Annotated in this window: 13 protein-coding genes; 10 read left to right on the forward strand and 3 right to left on the reverse strand. The window is 72.3% G+C overall.

The features are described from left to right. Positions 1-27: 27 nt before the first annotated feature. Positions 28-1788: a cell division protein PerM gene (locus tag QF030_RS25860; protein ID WP_307164998.1), complete on the forward strand. Its 1761-nt coding sequence runs from the start codon at positions 28-30 to the stop codon at positions 1786-1788. Positions 1789-2033: 245 nt separating this feature from the next. On the opposite strand, the gene QF030_RS25865 is transcribed toward QF030_RS25860, so the two are convergent. Continuing rightward, positions 2034-2792 (reverse strand): hypothetical protein, encoded by a 759-nt coding sequence (locus QF030_RS25865; RefSeq protein WP_307164999.1) that lies wholly within the window; start codon positions 2790-2792, stop codon positions 2034-2036. Positions 2793-3100: 308 nt separating this feature from the next. On the opposite strand from QF030_RS25865, the gene purN reads away from it, so the two are divergent. Further along, the gene (purN, locus tag QF030_RS25870; protein ID WP_307165000.1) at positions 3101-3730 is read left to right on the forward strand and encodes a phosphoribosylglycinamide formyltransferase; all 630 of its coding nucleotides are present in this window, start codon (positions 3101-3103) and stop codon (positions 3728-3730) included. Then, positions 3727-5310 (forward strand): bifunctional phosphoribosylaminoimidazolecarboxamide formyltransferase/IMP cyclohydrolase, encoded by a 1584-nt coding sequence (gene purH, locus QF030_RS25875; RefSeq protein WP_307165001.1) that lies wholly within the window; start codon positions 3727-3729, stop codon positions 5308-5310. Before purN ends, purH begins: the two co-directional genes overlap by 4 nt. Before the next feature lie 157 nt (positions 5311-5467). Here the strand turns inward: purH and QF030_RS25880 are convergent, their stop codons facing one another. Further along, positions 5468-6100: an RDD family protein gene (locus tag QF030_RS25880; protein WP_307165002.1), complete on the reverse strand. Its 633-nt coding sequence runs from the start codon at positions 6098-6100 to the stop codon at positions 5468-5470. A 295-nt stretch (positions 6101-6395) separates the two neighbouring features. Here QF030_RS25880 and QF030_RS25885 point away from each other — a divergent pair, with 295 nt between their 5' ends. The 5 genes from QF030_RS25885 (at position 6396) to QF030_RS25905 (ending at position 11031) form a co-directional block, all read left to right on the forward strand. Continuing rightward, the gene (locus QF030_RS25885) at positions 6396-7250 is read left to right on the forward strand and encodes a bifunctional methylenetetrahydrofolate dehydrogenase/methenyltetrahydrofolate cyclohydrolase (protein WP_307165003.1); all 855 of its coding nucleotides are present in this window, start codon (positions 6396-6398) and stop codon (positions 7248-7250) included. 112 nt (positions 7251-7362) lie between these two features. Then, positions 7363-7827, forward strand: a complete 465-nt coding sequence (locus QF030_RS25890; protein WP_373428913.1) for a DUF3017 domain-containing protein — start codon at positions 7363-7365, stop codon at positions 7825-7827. Positions 7828-8063: 236 nt separating this feature from the next. After that, positions 8064-8522: a helix-turn-helix domain-containing protein gene (locus QF030_RS25895; protein WP_307165005.1), complete on the forward strand. Its 459-nt coding sequence runs from the start codon at positions 8064-8066 to the stop codon at positions 8520-8522. A gap of 129 nt (positions 8523-8651) precedes the next feature. Then, positions 8652-9626 (forward strand): helix-turn-helix domain-containing protein, encoded by a 975-nt coding sequence (locus QF030_RS25900; protein ID WP_307165006.1) that lies wholly within the window; start codon positions 8652-8654, stop codon positions 9624-9626. Between the two features lie 415 nt (positions 9627-10041). Then, positions 10042-11031 (forward strand): malate dehydrogenase, encoded by a 990-nt coding sequence (locus tag QF030_RS25905; RefSeq protein ID WP_307165007.1) that lies wholly within the window; start codon positions 10042-10044, stop codon positions 11029-11031. A 181-nt stretch (positions 11032-11212) separates the two neighbouring features. Here QF030_RS25905 and QF030_RS25910 read toward each other — a convergent pair whose 3' ends face one another. Beyond that, complete coding sequence (locus QF030_RS25910) at positions 11213-12112, reverse strand: bifunctional helix-turn-helix transcriptional regulator/GNAT family N-acetyltransferase (RefSeq protein WP_373428916.1); 900 nt, start codon at positions 12110-12112, stop codon at positions 11213-11215. A 372-nt stretch (positions 12113-12484) separates the two neighbouring features. On the opposite strand from QF030_RS25910, the gene QF030_RS25915 reads away from it, so the two are divergent. Continuing rightward, a complete protein-coding gene (locus QF030_RS25915; protein ID WP_307165008.1) occupies positions 12485-14014 on the forward strand; it encodes an aldehyde dehydrogenase family protein in 1530 nt (509 codons plus the stop codon). 157 nt (positions 14015-14171) lie between these two features. After that, a complete protein-coding gene (locus QF030_RS25920; RefSeq protein WP_307165009.1) occupies positions 14172-15704 on the forward strand; it encodes a GMC family oxidoreductase in 1533 nt (510 codons plus the stop codon). The last annotated feature ends 4 nt before the right edge of the window (positions 15705-15708 follow it).

The raw sequence follows: 15708 nt of genomic DNA on the forward strand, positions 1-15708 counted from the left end.
GACGGGAAAGCGCGTGTCGTTGGGAGCATGACGGGCGTGACCCAGATGACCGCTCGCCGACTGTCGTTGTCGCCCCTGCTCAGCCGGATGCGTGACCGATCCTCCGGGCTGGCCGCCGGCCTCCTGGGTGGTGCGCTCGCCGCCGGGCTCGGGCTCGGTTCGTTCGCCGTGCTCGTGATGGTGCTGTGGATCAGCTCGCCGTATCCCGACAGCGGGCCGGACGGCGCACTGCATGTCGCCGCCGCGCTGTGGCTGCTGGCCCACGGCGCGGAGCTGGTACGGGTCGACACGCTGTCCGGAATGCCGGCGCCGGTCGGGGTCACTCCCTTGCTGGTGCTCGCGCTGCCGGTGTGGCTGGTGCGGCGCGCCGCGCGGGACGCGGTGGACGCAGGCGTCGGTGACGACGAGGGCGCGGTGCTGGTGAGTGCCCGTACGGCGTGGGCGGGCGTCGTGCTCGGCTACCTCGCCGTCGGCGCGGGCGTCGCCTGCTACGCCGCCACCGGTGGCGCTCTGCGGCCGTCGTGGGCCTGGACGGCGGTGTGCGTGCCGGCGGTCGCCGTGCTGGCCGCCGGAGCGGGGGTGTGGTCGGCCCACGGCCGGCCCCGCGAGCCTGTCGACAGCGTGCTCCTGGCGTTGCCCCGTGGCGTGCGGCGGCACCTGCTCGGGGCGGACGGGCGGGAGCGGCTCGGGGTCGCCGGGCGTGCGGCGGGGGCCGGGGCGGCGGTGCTCTTCGGGGGTGGGGCGGCGCTGGTGGCGGTGTCCTCGGTATGGCACCTGGGCGTCGCCCGTGAGGGGTTCCTCCAGTTGACGGAGGGCTGGTCGGGACGGTTCGCGGTGCTGTTGCTGTGCGTGGCGCTGGTTCCGAACGCGGCGGTGTGGGGGGCGGCCTACGCCCTCGGGCCGGGGTACGTCCTCGGCGCCGGACATGTGGTCGCGCCGCTGGCCGCCGACCCGGCTCCGTTGTCGCTGCCGCCGTTTCCGCTGCTGGCGGCGGTGCCGGAGGCGGGGGTCGGGACGCCGTGGAACTGGGCGCCGGGGGTGGTTCCGCTGGTCGCCGGCGTGACGGTGGGGGTGTTCGTGGCTCGGGGAGCGGGCGGCGCTGGTGGCGGGGGTGACAGAGGCGACGGAGGTGCCTGGTCGCGCGGGCGGACCGCGGGGGGCGTGGTGCTCGCGGGTGTGTTGTGCGGGGTGCTGATGGGAGGGCTTGCCGGGTTGTCCGGTGGGCCGTTGGGGGTTTCCGCGTTGACCCGGCTCGGGCCGGTGTGGTGGCAGGTGGGGGGTGCGGTGGTGTTGTGGATCGTGGGGGCGGGAGTGCCGGTGGCTCTGGTGGTGCGGGAGTGGCGGTGCAGGGGGTCCCGGGCGGTGGGTGCTGCCACCGGCCCGGCGGGGTCGTCCGATGAGCCCGGTAAGCCTGGTGGGCCCGGTGAGCTCGATGGGTCCGAGCTGTACGACTTCTCGCCGGTGGAGTACGCCGACGCCGAGCCGCGTGTCGGGACTGTCGCGCCCATGTCGGCGGTGCCGCCCGTACCGGCTGTCGCACCCGAACCTGTCGGGCTGGGGAATTCCATCGGCCCTCGGAATCCCATGGCCTCGCTGGATCCGATGGACCCGCTGGAGCCCTTGGATCCCTTGAAGCCCGTGGACCACACTGACCCCATCCCCATCGACCCCCTGAGTCACGTGGAGCCGGTGTGGCACGGGGACGTGGCCCGGGAGGTTCGGTGGGCGGCGTTGCGGGAGGCGGGGGAGGGCGAGGGGCCGGAGGAGGCCGAGGGGGCGGGACGGTGACCCTCGGGGATCTCGCCCCGCCGCCCCCACCCTTCCCTGGGGGCTGCGCTCCCAGACTTCCCTGTCGGCCTGGACGGCCTGTCGGCCTGGACGGCCTGGTCCTCTGACGCGGGCGGGCTGAAGTGACCGTCCGGGGCCTCAGGGAAGACGCGGGTGCCACGCGTCGGCTCGGCGCGGGCCGTGGAGTGGCACGCGGAGGTCCCGGCGGCCGGTCGGTGCGTCAGAGGGTCAGGCGGTTCGCAGGGTCACGCGTTCGCACCCAGGATGTTCTTCAGTTCCTTGGGGAGCAGGTCGTCGCACGACTGCTTGGCCTCGTTGGTGAGGGCGTCGTTCGTGCAGGTGTAGTAGTCGCTGTAGACCAGCTGCGCGGTGAAGCTGGCGGCGACCAGGGCCAGGGCGACGGACGCGGTGACCAGGCCGCTGACGGCGGCCGTCTTCTGCGGGCGGCCGGTGGGCTCCGGGGCGGGCGGGGCGTCGGGGTCGGGGGTGCGGGGCTTGGCGCGCAGGGCGCTGATTCCCCAGTTCAGGGCCAGCGCGCCGAGGAGCAGGGCCACGTACGGCCAGCCGAAGAGAGCGAAGAAGAAGGCCCACATACCGCAGAGCAGGGCGTAGCGCGCGTGGCGCTGGGCCGGGTCGGTGGGGTCCCAGCGCTTGCCCGGGTCGGTGCCGGGGCCGCCGCCCTCGGGGGTGCCGCCGGGACGCTCGCCGAAGCCGCCGGGAGAGCGGCCGGGCTGCTGGTCGCTCCACTGGCCGCCCCATGGGGTGCGCCCGCCTTCGGGGGCGCCGCCCGCCGGACGCCGGGGCTGCCAGGGCCGGTCCGGGGTGCCCTCGGGGGGCGGGGCGAAGGGATTGTCGTCCTCGGGGGGCGGGTTGCCGCCCGTGTTGTCGCCCGAGGGGGCGTCGGGGGGAGAGGTTGGGAGCTCTCGCAGCAGCACGGCGCCGCGCTCCCCTCCCTGCCGTGACTGCGGGGGGAGCGTGAGGCGTCGCAGACTGCGGTCCGGCATCAAGTGGGCGTCTTCCCCTAGTGATCGGCTGGTGATCGGCTTGGCTGGTAATGAACGTTTTTGGGCTGGTACTGCCTAGCTGGGCCGTCACTTGCAGAACGCACCACAGGGCCACCGCGTTCCCGAACCCGCTCGCCCCAGACGCTACCTTCCGGCCACGCCCCCGTCCCGTGGGGGCCGTCCGGTGTGCCGGTATCGTTGCTGACGGTCGGCCGCTTCGTAGACTTCCCCGTATCCCGGGGCGCGAAGCATTCGTACGAATGTATAAACCGGCCGTGCAAACGCTTCCCCGAGAAAGGGCCCCCACCGTGGCCGCCAAGCCCGTGGCCAAGCGCCTCGTCGTGCTGGTCTCCGGATCCGGTACGAACCTCCAGGCTCTCCTCGACGCCATCGCGGCCACCGGCGTCGATGCCTACGGCGCCGAGATCGTGGCCGTCGGAGCCGACCGGGAGGGCATCGAGGGGCTCGCCCGTGCCGAGCGCGCCGGGATTCCCACCTTCGTGCGGAAGGTCGGGGACTTCGCTAGCCGGCAGGAGTGGGACGCCGCGCTCGCCGAGGCGGTGGCCGCCCACGAGCCGGACCTCGTCGTCTCCGCCGGGTTCATGAAGATCGTGGGGAAGGAATTCCTGGCGCGGTTCGGGGGGCGGTTCGTCAACACCCACCCGGCCCTGCTGCCCAGCTTTCCCGGCGCCCACGGTGTGCGGGACGCGCTGGCGTACGGCGCCCGGGTCACCGGCTGCACCGTCCACTTCGTCGACGACGGCGTCGACACCGGACCGATCATCGCCCAGGGGGTGGTCGAGGTCCGGGACGAGGACGACGAGAGCGCTCTGCACGAGCGCATCAAGGAAGTCGAGCGAAGGCTGCTCGTCGAGGTCGTGGGGCGGCTCGCCCGCAACGGCTATCGCATTGAGGGACGAAAGGTAGTTATCCAGTGACCGCCGACAGCACTGTCACGGCAGAGAGCAGCAAGCGGGGCATCCGTCGCGCGCTCGTCAGCGTCTACGACAAGACCGGTCTGGAAGAGCTCGCGCGCGGGCTGCACGAGGCCGGTGTCGAGCTCGTCTCCACCGGCTCCACCGCCTCCCGTATCGCCGCCGCCGGCGTCCCCGTCACCAAGGTCGAGGAGCTCACCGGCTTCCCCGAGTGCCTGGACGGCCGGGTCAAGACCCTGCACCCCAAGGTCCACGCCGGCATCCTCGCCGACCTGCGACTGGACAGCCACCGGCAGCAGCTGGACGAGCTGGGCGTCGCGCCGTTCGACCTCGTCGTCGTCAACCTCTACCCCTTCCGGGAGACCGTCGCCTCGGGCGCCTCGGAGGACGAGTGCGTCGAGCAGATCGACATCGGCGGGCCGTCCATGGTGCGCGCCGCCGCGAAGAACCACCCGTCGGTGGCCGTGGTCACCAGCCCCGCGCGGTACGGCGACGTCCTCTCGGCCGTGCAGTCCGGCGGCTTCGACCTGGCGGCCCGCAAGCGGCTCGCCGCCGAGGCCTTCCAGCACACCGCCGCCTACGACGTGGCCGTGGCCTCCTGGTTCGCGTCCTCCTACGCGCCCGTGGACGAGTCGCGCTTCCCCGACTTCCTCGGCGCCACCTGGGAGCGCAAGAGCACCCTGCGCTACGGCGAGAACCCGCACCAGCCCGCCGCGCTCTACGTGGACGGCAGCGGCGGCGGTCTCGCCGAGGCCGAGCAGCTGCACGGCAAGGAGATGTCGTACAACAACTACACGGACACGGACGCCGCGCACCGCGCCGCGTACGACCACACCGAGCCGGCCGTCGCGATCATCAAGCACGCCAACCCGTGCGGGATCGCCGTCGGCGCGGACGTGGCCGAGGCGCACCGCAAGGCGCACGCCTGTGACCCGCTGTCGGCGTTCGGCGGCGTGATCGCCGTCAACCGGCCGGTCAGCAAGGAGATGGCGGAGCAGGTCGCCGAGATCTTCACCGAGGTCATCGTCGCGCCCGGCTATGAGGAGGGGGCGCTCGAGGCCCTCACCAAGAAGAAGAACATCCGGGTGCTCAGGGCGCCGCAGGGGCCCGCGGGCGCCGTCGAGCTCAAGCCCGTCGGCGGCGGCGCGCTGCTCCAGGTCACCGACCGGCTCCAGGCGGACGGCGACGACCCGGCGAACTGGACGCTGGCGACCGGTGAGGCGCTGTCCGGGTCGGAGCTCGCCGATCTCGCGTTCGCCTGGAAGGCCTGCCGGGCCGTGAAGTCCAACGCCATCCTGCTCGCCAAGGACGGCGCCTCGGTCGGCGTCGGCATGGGACAGGTCAATCGCGTCGACTCCGCGAAGCTGGCCGTCGAGCGCGCCGGTGAGGAGCGGGCGCGCGGCTCGTACGCCGCCTCCGACGCGTTCTTCCCCTTCCCGGACGGGCTCGAGGTCCTGGTCGAGGCGGGCGTCAAGGCCGTGGTGCAGCCGGGCGGTTCCGTCCGTGACGAGCTGGTCGTCGAGGCCGCGAAGAAGGCGGGCGTGACGATGTACTTCACGGGTACGCGCCACTTCTTCCACTGAGCCGGCCCGACCTGGCCTGACCTGTTCCGGTCTGCCCTGGTCGAGCAGCGGCCCCGGCCCGTCTCCTGGTTTCAGGAGGGGGGCCGGGGCCGACGTGCGTTCATCCGCGGCTCGGCGCGTGCGTCCGGCGTGCTTCGGACGTGCTTCGGTGCGTACTTCAGTGCGTGCGGATCACGATCGAGCTGCACACCTTGTCGGCGAAGGTCTGCCTCTTGGCGTCCCAGGCCGGCCACAGCCAGCCGAGGTAGCACGCCAGGCTGTCCAGGGTGTGGGCCAGGCGGCGGACGAACGCCATGCCGACGCCCATCGGCTGGCCGTCGATCTCGCGCACGAGGCGGATGCCCAGGGCCTTCTTGCCGACCGTCTGACCGGTACGGCCCTCCTGGATCAGCTGCCAGATCGCGAGGCCGACGAGGGCGGCGGCGCCGATGGCCAGGAGTGCCGGAGTGTCCTTGCCGATGAGGACGAGGGCGTAGGGCACCGCGAACACCAGCATGTCGACCACGAGGCCGCCGAACCGCTGGCCCCAGTTCGCGTACGGCGGCTGACCGCCGTAGCCGGGCTGCTGCGGGTAACCGTGACCCTGCTGGGGATAGCCGGGCTGCTGGGGGTAGCCGGGCTGCTGGGGGTAGCCGGGATGCTGCGGCTGGCCGTACCCCTGCGGGGGGACGCCCTGCGGCGCCTGCTGGCCGTCACCGGGCTGGCCCTGCTGGGGGTAGCCGTAACCGGGCTGCCCCTGCTGGGGGTTCTGCGGCTGACCGTAGGGGTCGTTGGGCGGGCCGAAGCTCATGGCGATTTCCTCCGTTGCACAAAAGCGGGGACGACGCGGAATGCGCGGAGGAACGTCTTCAGATGAGCGGTTTGCCCCCCAACACCGACCGCATACTGCGGGGACCCATCGTTCTTGGACAGGTGTGCTCCTGTCCAGCCGCATTCCGCAGGCTTTGTGCAAGTGCAACCTTGTCGATCATGGCCGGAACGATCCAGGGGCTTGGCCGGATCGGGGCCCGCCGGTGCCCGGGTTCACCCGGACCGGTACCCGGGCGGATTGGAACCGGGGGCCCGTCATCCGGGAGGATGGGTGCATGACCGCCCAGATTCTCGATGGCAAGGCCACCGCAGCCGCGATCAAGTCCGATCTGACCGCCCGGGTGGCGGCGCTGAGGGAGAAGGGCGTGACGCCCGGACTCGGCACCATCCTCGTCGGCACCGACCCCGGCAGCCAGAAATACGTCGCGGGCAAGCACCGTGACTGCGCCGAGGTCGGCATCGCCTCCATCCAGCGCGAGCTGCCCGGCACGGCCACCCAGGAGGAGATCGAGGCGGTCGTCCGCGAGCTGAACGACGACCCCGCCTGCACCGGCTACATCGTCCAGCTCCCGTTGCCCAAGGGCATCGACGAGAACCGGATCCTGGAACTCGTGGACCCGGCCAAGGATGCCGACGGCCTGCACCCGACGAACCTCGGCCGGCTGGTCCTCAACGAACCCGCCCCGCTGCCCTGCACCCCCAACGGCGTGCTGACGCTGCTGCGTCGGTACGGCGTCGAGACCAAGGGCGCGGAGGTCGTGGTCGTCGGCCGCGGGGTCACGATCGGCCGCTCGATGCCGCTGCTGCTGACGCGGCGCAGCGAGAACGCGACGGTGACCCAGTGCCACACCGGCACCCGGGATCTCTCGGCGCACCTGAAGCGGGCCGACATCATCGTCGCCGCGGCCGGTTCGGCGCACCTGATCCGGGCCGAGGACGTCAAGCCGGGCGCGGCCGTCCTGGACGTCGGCGTCTCCCGCAGCGCGGAGGGGAAGATCGTGGGCGACGTCCATCCGGACGTCCGTGAGGTGGCCGGCTGGGTCTCTCCGAACCCCGGCGGCGTCGGCCCGATGACCCGCGCCCAACTGCTCGTCAACGTGGTGGAGGCGGCGGAACGCAGTGTCGACTGACAAGACCTCCGGCAAGACCGGAAACCGCGAAGGAACCAGCAGCATCAGCAGCGGCGGCACCGACGTCACCGACGGCACCGAGGCGACCGACGGCGTCGGCGGTAGGGACGACATCGACGGGATCGACGAGACCGACGACATCGAGGTGCGGGATCCGGTCAGCGCGCCCGACGCCGACGGGGTGGCGCGCCGCACCACCCGGCGTTTCCCGCTGTTCACCAGGGACACCGCACGCCCCGAGGGCGGCGGCCGGGCCGCGCCCGGCGACGCGCTGGCCGCCCGGCAGTGGCCGATCATCGTCGTCCTGGGCATCGTCGCGCTCGGTCTGCTGGTGACCGCGCTCGACGTGTTCCGGATCGGCACGATCCTGATCGGCGTCGGCCTGCTGGTCGGCGCGGTGCTGCGCTGGCTGCTGCCCGGGGTCGGCATGCTCGCCGTACGCTCCCGCTTCACCGACATCGTGACGTACACCGTGCTGGGCACCGCCATCGTCCTGCTCGCGCTGATGGCGCAGCCCAACCCGTGGCTCCAGATCCCCTTCCTGAAGGACACCCTGCACTTCACGGTCAGCAGCTGAACCGAGCTGCGCGCAGCGCAACGGCGGCCCGTCCTCATCCCCCGAGGAGGACGGGCCGCCGACGCGTTCCACGTTCCACCCTCCTGAGCTGCCTGTTCAACAGCCGCCTGGAGGCTGTGGCACGGAAGTGACCGTTCCGCCACGGTGTGCGCGCCCGGCCACAGACGCCCCCGCCATGGGAACCGTCCGGCCGTCCCGCGTCGTCCCCCCAACGGATCGAAGGAAAGGTGGGCCGGATGGGCGCCTGGCAGCCGCTGCCGGACGGGCTGCCGTCGGAGGTACGGCACTTCGTGGAGCAGTTGCGGCAGCTCAAGGACGGTACGGGCCTCAGCCTGGCCTCGCTCGGCGCGCGCACCGCGTACAGCAAGTCCTCCTGGCAGCGCTATCTCAACGCCGTTCAGCCGCCGCCCCGGCAGGCCGTCGCCGCGCTGTGCCGGGTGGCGGGGCTGGTCGGCTCGGACGCCGAACGGCACGTCGTGCGCTGGGAACTGGCCGTCGAGGCCTGGCCCCGGCCGGTGCCGGCGAGCCCGGCCGAGGAGTACCGTGACGACCCGACGATCCCCTGGTGGGACCAGCTGGAGGAGCCCGCTCCACCGGCCTCGGCCCGGCCCACCGGACGCCTGCTGCTCTGGGCGGCCCTGCTCCTGCTGGCCCTGCTGTGCGTCGCCGTCGGGGGAGCGGTCGTCTTCGGCTGATGTGCGTTCGTCGTGCCGATGTGCGCTTCTCGTGTCGATACGTTGACCGTTCGGGTATCTGTCCCGAATCGTCTCGTCATCAGGTCTAACGTGGCCCATGGGGGACCTGGCGGAGGGGAGGGGGGTTCGATGCCTCGCTGGAAGGCTTTGCCCGGGGAACTCGACCCGCAGGTACGGGAGTTCGTCGAGCAGTTGCGGCGGGTCGTGGACCGCACGGGGCTGAGCGTCGCGGTGGTGGCCGACCGTACGGGCTACGGCAAGACGTCCTGGGACCGCTATCTGAACGGCCGGCTGCTCGCCCCCAAGGGCGCGGTCGTGGCACTGGCCGAGGTCACGGGCACGCCTCCCCTCCATCTCACCACCATGTGGGAACTGGCCGAGCGGGCGTGGAGCAGCTCGGAGATGCGGCACGACCGGACCATGGAGGCCGTGCGGATCTCCCGGGCGCGGGCCGCGCCGGGAGAGTTCGGGCCGCCGCCCGATGTGCGCGAGCGCGATGTGGGCCGGATCGCGGTGACCCCGGGCGTCGCGGGACCGGCGGGCGTGTCGCCGACGATGCCGCCGTCGCGGGACGCGCGGATACCGGTCGGCGGCGCCCCGGGTGGTTCCGGCCCCCGGCGGACGACGCTGTTCCTCGCGGGGGTGGTGGGGGTGGTGACGGTCGTCGTGGGCGCCTTCCTCCTGACCGACGGAGGGGACCGGAAGCAGGCGGTGGGCACCACCGGGCCGCCCTCTCCCGCCTCGGCCGCGCCGAGCACCGCCCTGCCCCCCGGGGTGCTGTGCCGTGGCTCCGACTGCACGGGCCGGGACGCGGAGGAGATGGGGTGCAGCGGCGGCCTCGTGACGACGGCGAGGACCGCGACGGTCGGGGCGACCCTGGTCGAGGTCCGCTTCAGCAGCACGTGCGGGACGGCCTGGGGCCGGATCACCCGGGCCGCGCAGGGCGACGAGGTGCGGGTGACCGTGGGTCCGGTACGGCAGACCGGCGCCGTCACGGTGGCCGGCGACACGATCGCGTACACCCCGATGGTGGCGGTGAAGAGCCCGGCGGACGCGACGGTGTGCGCGGTCCTGGCGTCGGGAGAGCAGGGTTGCACCCCGTGAGACGGCCGGGCGCCGGGCCCGCCGTTGGGCCGGACGGGTGAGGTGGGCACGGGAGGCGGGCGGCGTCGGCGGACCCGGTGCAAAAAAGTCCGAACGGGCAGGAATACCCTCCTCCGCCGCGGGCACGCGAACCGTACCCCCACGGGAGTCCGGCACGACCCGGTACCCCCACTACGGCGGCCGCTGGTTCCACCTCTCCCGGACCGGCGGCCGCCGCCCCCTGTCGGGCCGCGGCCGCTCGCCCCTACCCCCTGGGCCACTCTGTGGGACGGGCCACACAACCCCGGCCGCCCGGGATCGCGGAGGCGCGATAGCCTGACCGCTGGTTGGATCTCTTGATACCAAGAGATCGATCATTTGTACGTCCCACCAGGGGCAGGGACGCCCCACCGACAGCTGTCATACGGAGAACGCCATGACCCGCACTCCCGTGAACGTCACCGTCACCGGCGCGGCCGGCCAGATCGGTTACGCCCTGCTCTTCCGCATCGCCTCCGGCCAGCTGCTCGGCGCGGACGTGCCGGTCAGGCTGCGCCTGCTGGAGATCACCCCGGCCCTGAAGGCCGCCGAGGGCACCGCCATGGAGCTCGACGACTGCGCGTTCCCGCTGCTCCAGGGCATCGACATCAGCGACGACCCGAACGTCGCCTTCGACGGCGCCAACGTCGCCCTTCTCGTCGGCGCCCGCCCGCGCACCAAGGGCATGGAGCGCGGCGACCTCCTCGAGGCCAACGGCGGCATCTTCAAGCCGCAGGGCAAGGCCATCAACGACCACGCCGCGGACGACATCAAGGTCCTGGTCGTCGGCAACCCGGCCAACACCAACGCCCTGATCGCCCAGGCCGCCGCTCCGGACGTACCGGCCGAGCGCTTCACCGCGATGACCCGCCTCGACCACAACCGCGCGCTGACCCAGCTCGCGAAGAAGACGGGCTCGACGGTCGCCGACATCAAGCGGCTGACCATCTGGGGCAACCACTCCGCGACCCAGTACCCGGACATCTTCCACGCCACGATCGCCGGCAAGAACGCCGCCGAGACCGTGAACGACGAGAAGTGGCTGGCCGAGGACTTCATCCCGACCGTCGCCAAGCGCGGCGCGGCCATCATCGAGGCGCGTGGGGCGTCCTCCGCCGCCTCCGCCGCCAACGCGGCCATCGACCACGTGTACACCTGGGTCAACGGCACGGCGGACGGCGACTGGGCCTCCATGGGCATCCCGTCGGACGGCTCCTACGGTGTCCCGGAGGGCCTCATCTCCTCCTTCCCGGTCACCACCAAGGACGGCTCGTACGAGATCGTCCAGGGCCTGGACGTCAACGAGTTCTCCCGCGCCCGCATCGACGCGTCGGTGCAGGAGCTGGCGGAGGAGCGCGAGGCGGTCCGCGCCCTCGGTCTCCTCTGAGGTTTCCGGACCACTGATCCCCGGGCGGCCCGAGCCGCCCGGGGATCGCTGTCTCGGGCCGGGCGACGTGGGCGGCCTCGCCGGACGGACCCGACGAACGCGGACCGGAGCCCAGCCGCCCGCCGACCTGACGGAGCCTCTTCCCGCGTGCGCTGCGCGGAGCGAAACCGGGTCGCCCGGGTCAGTCGGCGGTCGTTGACGTCGGGAGCCGCTTCTCGAACCAGTGGTCGGCGTAGACGTGGTCGACGTACGCCGGGATCTCCTGGTAGCCGCACGCCCGGTACATCGCCCGTGCCTCGGTGAGCGACGCGTTCGTGTCCAGGCGCAGCAGGCGCAGGCCGCGCTCCGTCGCCGCGCACTCCAGCCGGTCGAGGATCCGCCGGGCGAGGCCGAGGCGGCGGGCGTCAGGGTGCACCCAGACGTGCTTGAGTTCGCCGACGCCGGGTTCCAGCGTGCGCAGTCCTCCACAGCCCACCGGCCGTCCCTCCTCGTACGCGACGAAGAAGGCGCCGCTCGCGCCGGAGACCTCCGCGGGGCGGACCAGATCGGACGCCGTGAAGCTGCCGAAGCGGTCGGTGAGGTCGGCGGCGTAGGCCTCCATGCAGGCGCGGGCGTCCGGCGCGGCGCCGTCGACCGGCTCGACGGTGATGGCCGCCAGGCGCAGCAGACGGCGTGCCGTGGCCATCGCCTCGGTCAGTTCCGCGCGCTGTTCCTCGCCGAGCCCGGTCAGCAGCTCCGCCGTGCGCACGTCGGCCCGGCGGTTCTGCTCCTTGAGCTCGACGCGTCCGGCCGGGGTCGGCTCGATCATCCGCAGCCGGTTGTCGTCGGGGTGCACGCTGATCCGGACCAGGCCCTGCGCCTCCAGGGCCTTCGCCATCCGGCTCAGATACCCGGCGTCCAGTCCGAGCCGGCCGCGCAGGGCGCGCAGGGACACCCCGGCCTCCGCGTCGGCGATCTCGAACAGCAGCCGGGCCTCGCCCAGGGGGCGGTCCTGGCCGAGGTAGTGGTCGTCCAGGGCGCCGATGCGGCGCGTGAAGTAGCGGTTGAAGCGACGGAAGGCCGCCACCTGCTCCGCCGCCACCTGTTCCGCCCCCGAGTGCTCCGCCCCCGAGTGCTCGGCCCGCGGTTGCTCGGCCCGCCCCGGCTCCGTCTGTGCCGGCTCCGTCTGTGCCGGCTTCCTCTGCACTGGCTCCATAGTTCTTTGACCTTAGTCAAAGGTTTCGGCGGCGTCCATGCCTTCCCGTTCCCGCACCTTCCCCTTCCCGCACCTGTTCGTCCGCGTATGAGGTGACGTACGTTTTGGATTCTTATGTCCACAACGTCAGTGACACAGGGCACTTTCGGCCATGGATTGCGCATGCAATGGGGGCGCGGGGGCATGTGGACGCCGTCGCCGAGACAGACCCACAGGTGACGCAGGGGGACTGAACAGGAACGGAAGGCGACACCGATCATGGCCGACAGGACGGAACAGCCGGAACGGCGAGACCACCGGACGATCCACGCGGGCGGAGAGTGGCTGGAAGCCGTCTCCGGTGCGACCCGCGAGATCCTCGACCCCGCGGACGGCCGCCCCTTCGCCGTGGTCGCGGAGGGCGACGAGAAGGACACCGACCTGGCGGTCGCGGCCGCCCGCGCCGCCTTCGACGAGGGCGACTGGCCGCGTACCCCCGTCGTCGAACGCGCCGCCCTGCTGCACCGCGTCGCCGATCTGCTCGTGCGCGACCGCGAACGACTCGGCCTGCTGGAGAGCCGGGACGCGGGCAAGACGCTGGAGGAAGGCCGCGTCGACATCGACTGCGTCGCCGACGCCTTCCGCTACTTCGCCGGACTCGTCGCCGCCGAGGCCCCGGGCCGGGTGGTGGACGCGGGTTCGCCCGACATCCACAGCGTCGTCGTCCATGAGCCGGTCGGTGTGTGCGCGCTCATCACCCCCTGGAACTACCCGCTGCTCCAGGCGAGTTGGAAGATCGCCCCGGCGCTCGCCGCGGGCAACACCTTCGTCGTCAAGCCGAGCGAGATCACCCCGATGACGACGATCGCGCTCATCGACCTGCTCCTCGAGGCCGGGCTGCCCGCCGGGGTCGCGGGCATCGTCACCGGGCCCGGGCACACGGTCGGCGCGCGGCTCGCCGAGCACCCCGACGTCGACCTGGTCTCCTTCACCGGCGGCCTGGTCAGCGGCACGAAGGTGGCACAGGCGGCCGCCCCGAGCGTCAAGAAGGTCGCGCTCGAACTCGGGGGCAAGAACCCCAACGTGGTCTTCGCCGACGCCTGCGCCACCGAAGAGGGCTTCGACACCGCCGTCGACCAGGCCCTCAACGCCGCCTTCATCCACAGCGGCCAGGTCTGCTCGGCCGGTTCCCGGCTCATCGTCGAGGAGTCGGTCCGGGACCGCTTCGTCGACGAACTCGCCCGCAGGGCCGGGAGGATCCGGCTCGGCCGGGGCACGGAGGACGGCGTCGAATGCGGTCCGCTCGTCTCCGAGCAGCAGCGCGCCAAGACCGAGGACTACGTCGCCTCCGCGCTCGCGGAGGGCGCGGTGCTGCGGTCCGGCGGCCGGCGCCCCGAACCCGCCCCGCAGCGGCCGGAGTCCGGCTACTTCTACGAGCCCACCGTCCTCGACCACTGCCACCGCGAGATGCGGGTCGTGCGGGAGGAGGTCTTCGGACCGGTCCTCACCGTCGAGACCTTCCGCACCGAGGACGAGGCGGTCGCTCTCGCCAACGACACCGAGTACGGCCTCGCGGGCGGCGTCTGGACCGCCGACGCGGGCCGCGCGCGCCGGGTCGCCGGCCGGCTGCGGCACGGCACCGTCTGGATCAACGACTTCCACCCCTACCTGCCGCAGGCGGAGTGGGGCGGCTTCGGAAAAAGCGGCGTGGGCCGCGAACTCGGCCCGGCCGGGCTCGCCGAGTACCGCGAGTCCAAGCACGTCTACCAGAACCTCGCGCCGCGTCCCGTCCGCTGGTTCGCCGGCTGACCCCCGACCGGTAACCCGCCCCGGCATCCCGTATCCCGACCCCGGCACCCCGCCCGGCACCCCGCGCCGGTATCCCGTTCCCGGTATCCCTCCCCAGGCCGGCTTCCCGCCCGCCCCAGCCCGCCGGAAGACTTCGCACGCCCCTGGAGTACCCCCCATGCCAGAGAACGCACATGTCTACGACTATGTCGTCATCGGAGGCGGAACCGCCGGTTCTGTCATCGCCTCCCGGCTGACCGAGAACCCCGACACCACCGTCGCCGTCATCGAGGGCGGCCCCAGCGACGTCGGCCGCGACGACGTCCTCACCCTGCGCCGCTGGATGGGCCTGCTCGGTGGTGAACTCGACTACGACTACCCCACCACCGAACAGCCGCGCGGCAACTCCCACATCCGGCACAGCCGCGCCCGTGTCCTCGGCGGCTGTTCCTCCCACAACACGCTCATCGCCTTCAAGCCGCTGCCGTCCGACTTCGACGAGTGGGAGGCGGCCGGCGCCGAGGGCTGGGACGCGGCCTCGATGGAGGCGTACTACGCGCGGCTGCTGAACAACATCGTCCCGGTCGACGAGAAGGACCGGAACGCCATCGCCCGCGACTTCGTCGACGCCGCGCGGCAGGCGACCGGAGTGCCCCGGATCGAGGGCTTCAACGAGAAGCCCTTCGACGACGGCGTCGGCTTCTTCGACCTCGCCTACCACCCGGAGACCAACAAGCGGTCGAGCGCCTCGGTCGCCTATCTGCACCCGGTGATGGACGAGCGGCCCAACCTGACGATCCTGCTGGAGACCTGGGCGTACCGGCTCGAGCTGGACGGCGCGCGCGCCGAAGGCGTGCACGTCCGCACGAAGGACGGCGAGGAGATCCTCGTACGGGCCCGCCGCGAGGTCGTGCTGTGCGCGGGCGCCGTGGACTCGCCCCGCCTCCTCCTGCACTCCGGCATCGGTCCGAAGGCCGACCTGGACGCGCTCGGCATACCCGTCGTGCTCGACCTGCCGGGCGTCGGCGAGAACCTCCTCGACCACCCCGAGTCGGTGATCGTCTGGGAGACCCACGGCCCGCTCCCCGAGAACTCCGCGATGGACTCCGACGCCGGTCTCTTCGTGCGCCGCGACCCCGGGCACCCGGGACCCGACCTGATGTTCCACTTCTACCAGGTCCCCTTCACGGACAACCCGGAGCGCCTGGGCTACGAACGCCCGCCGCACGGCGTCTCGATGACCCCCAACATCCCCAAGCCGAAGTCCCGCGGGCGGCTCTACCTGGAGAGCGCGGACCCGTCCGTGAAGCCCGCCCTCGACTTCCGCTACTTCACCGACGAGGACGACCACGACGGCCGCACCCTCGTCGACGGGATCAGGATCGCCCGCGAGATCGCGAAGACCGAGCCGCTGGCCGGCTGGCTCAAGCGCGAGGTGGCGCCCGGCCCGGACATCACGGGCGACGAGGAGCTGAGCGAGTACGCCCGCAAGGTCGCGCACACCGTCTACCACCCGGCGGGCACCTGCCGCATGGGGGCCGAGGACGACGAACTGGCCGTGGTCGACCCGCGGTTGCGCATACGAGGCCTGGACGGCATCCGCATCGCGGACGCCTCGGTGTTCCCGACCATGCCCGCCGTGAACCCCATGATCGGGGTGCTCATGGTCGCCGAGAAAGCCGTCGACCTGATCGGAGACGATGCGCGATGACCAT

The organism is Streptomyces rishiriensis, from assembly GCF_030815485.1.
GTDB lineage: Bacteria > Actinomycetota > Actinomycetes > Streptomycetales > Streptomycetaceae > Streptomyces > Streptomyces rishiriensis_A.

What these genes read in the sequence shown, in the direction of transcription:
- QF030_RS25860 (WP_307164998.1), top strand. Translation starts at nt 28, where the DNA reads ATGACGGGCGTGACCCAGATGACCGCTCGCCGACTGTCGTTGTCGCCC.
- QF030_RS25865 (WP_307164999.1), bottom strand. Translation starts at nt 2,792, where the DNA reads ATGCCGGACCGCAGTCTGCGACGCCTCACGCTCCCCCCGCAGTCACGG.
- QF030_RS25880 (WP_307165002.1), bottom strand. Translation starts at nt 6,100, where the DNA reads ATGAGCTTCGGCCCGCCCAACGACCCCTACGGTCAGCCGCAGAACCCC.
- QF030_RS25885 (WP_307165003.1), top strand. Translation starts at nt 6,396, where the DNA reads ATGACCGCCCAGATTCTCGATGGCAAGGCCACCGCAGCCGCGATCAAG.
- QF030_RS25895 (WP_307165005.1), top strand. Translation starts at nt 8,064, where the DNA reads ATGGGCGCCTGGCAGCCGCTGCCGGACGGGCTGCCGTCGGAGGTACGG.
- QF030_RS25900 (WP_307165006.1), top strand. Translation starts at nt 8,652, where the DNA reads ATGCCTCGCTGGAAGGCTTTGCCCGGGGAACTCGACCCGCAGGTACGG.
- QF030_RS25905 (WP_307165007.1), top strand. Translation starts at nt 10,042, where the DNA reads ATGACCCGCACTCCCGTGAACGTCACCGTCACCGGCGCGGCCGGCCAG.
- QF030_RS25915 (WP_307165008.1), top strand. Translation starts at nt 12,485, where the DNA reads ATGGCCGACAGGACGGAACAGCCGGAACGGCGAGACCACCGGACGATC.
- QF030_RS25920 (WP_307165009.1), top strand. Translation starts at nt 14,172, where the DNA reads ATGCCAGAGAACGCACATGTCTACGACTATGTCGTCATCGGAGGCGGA.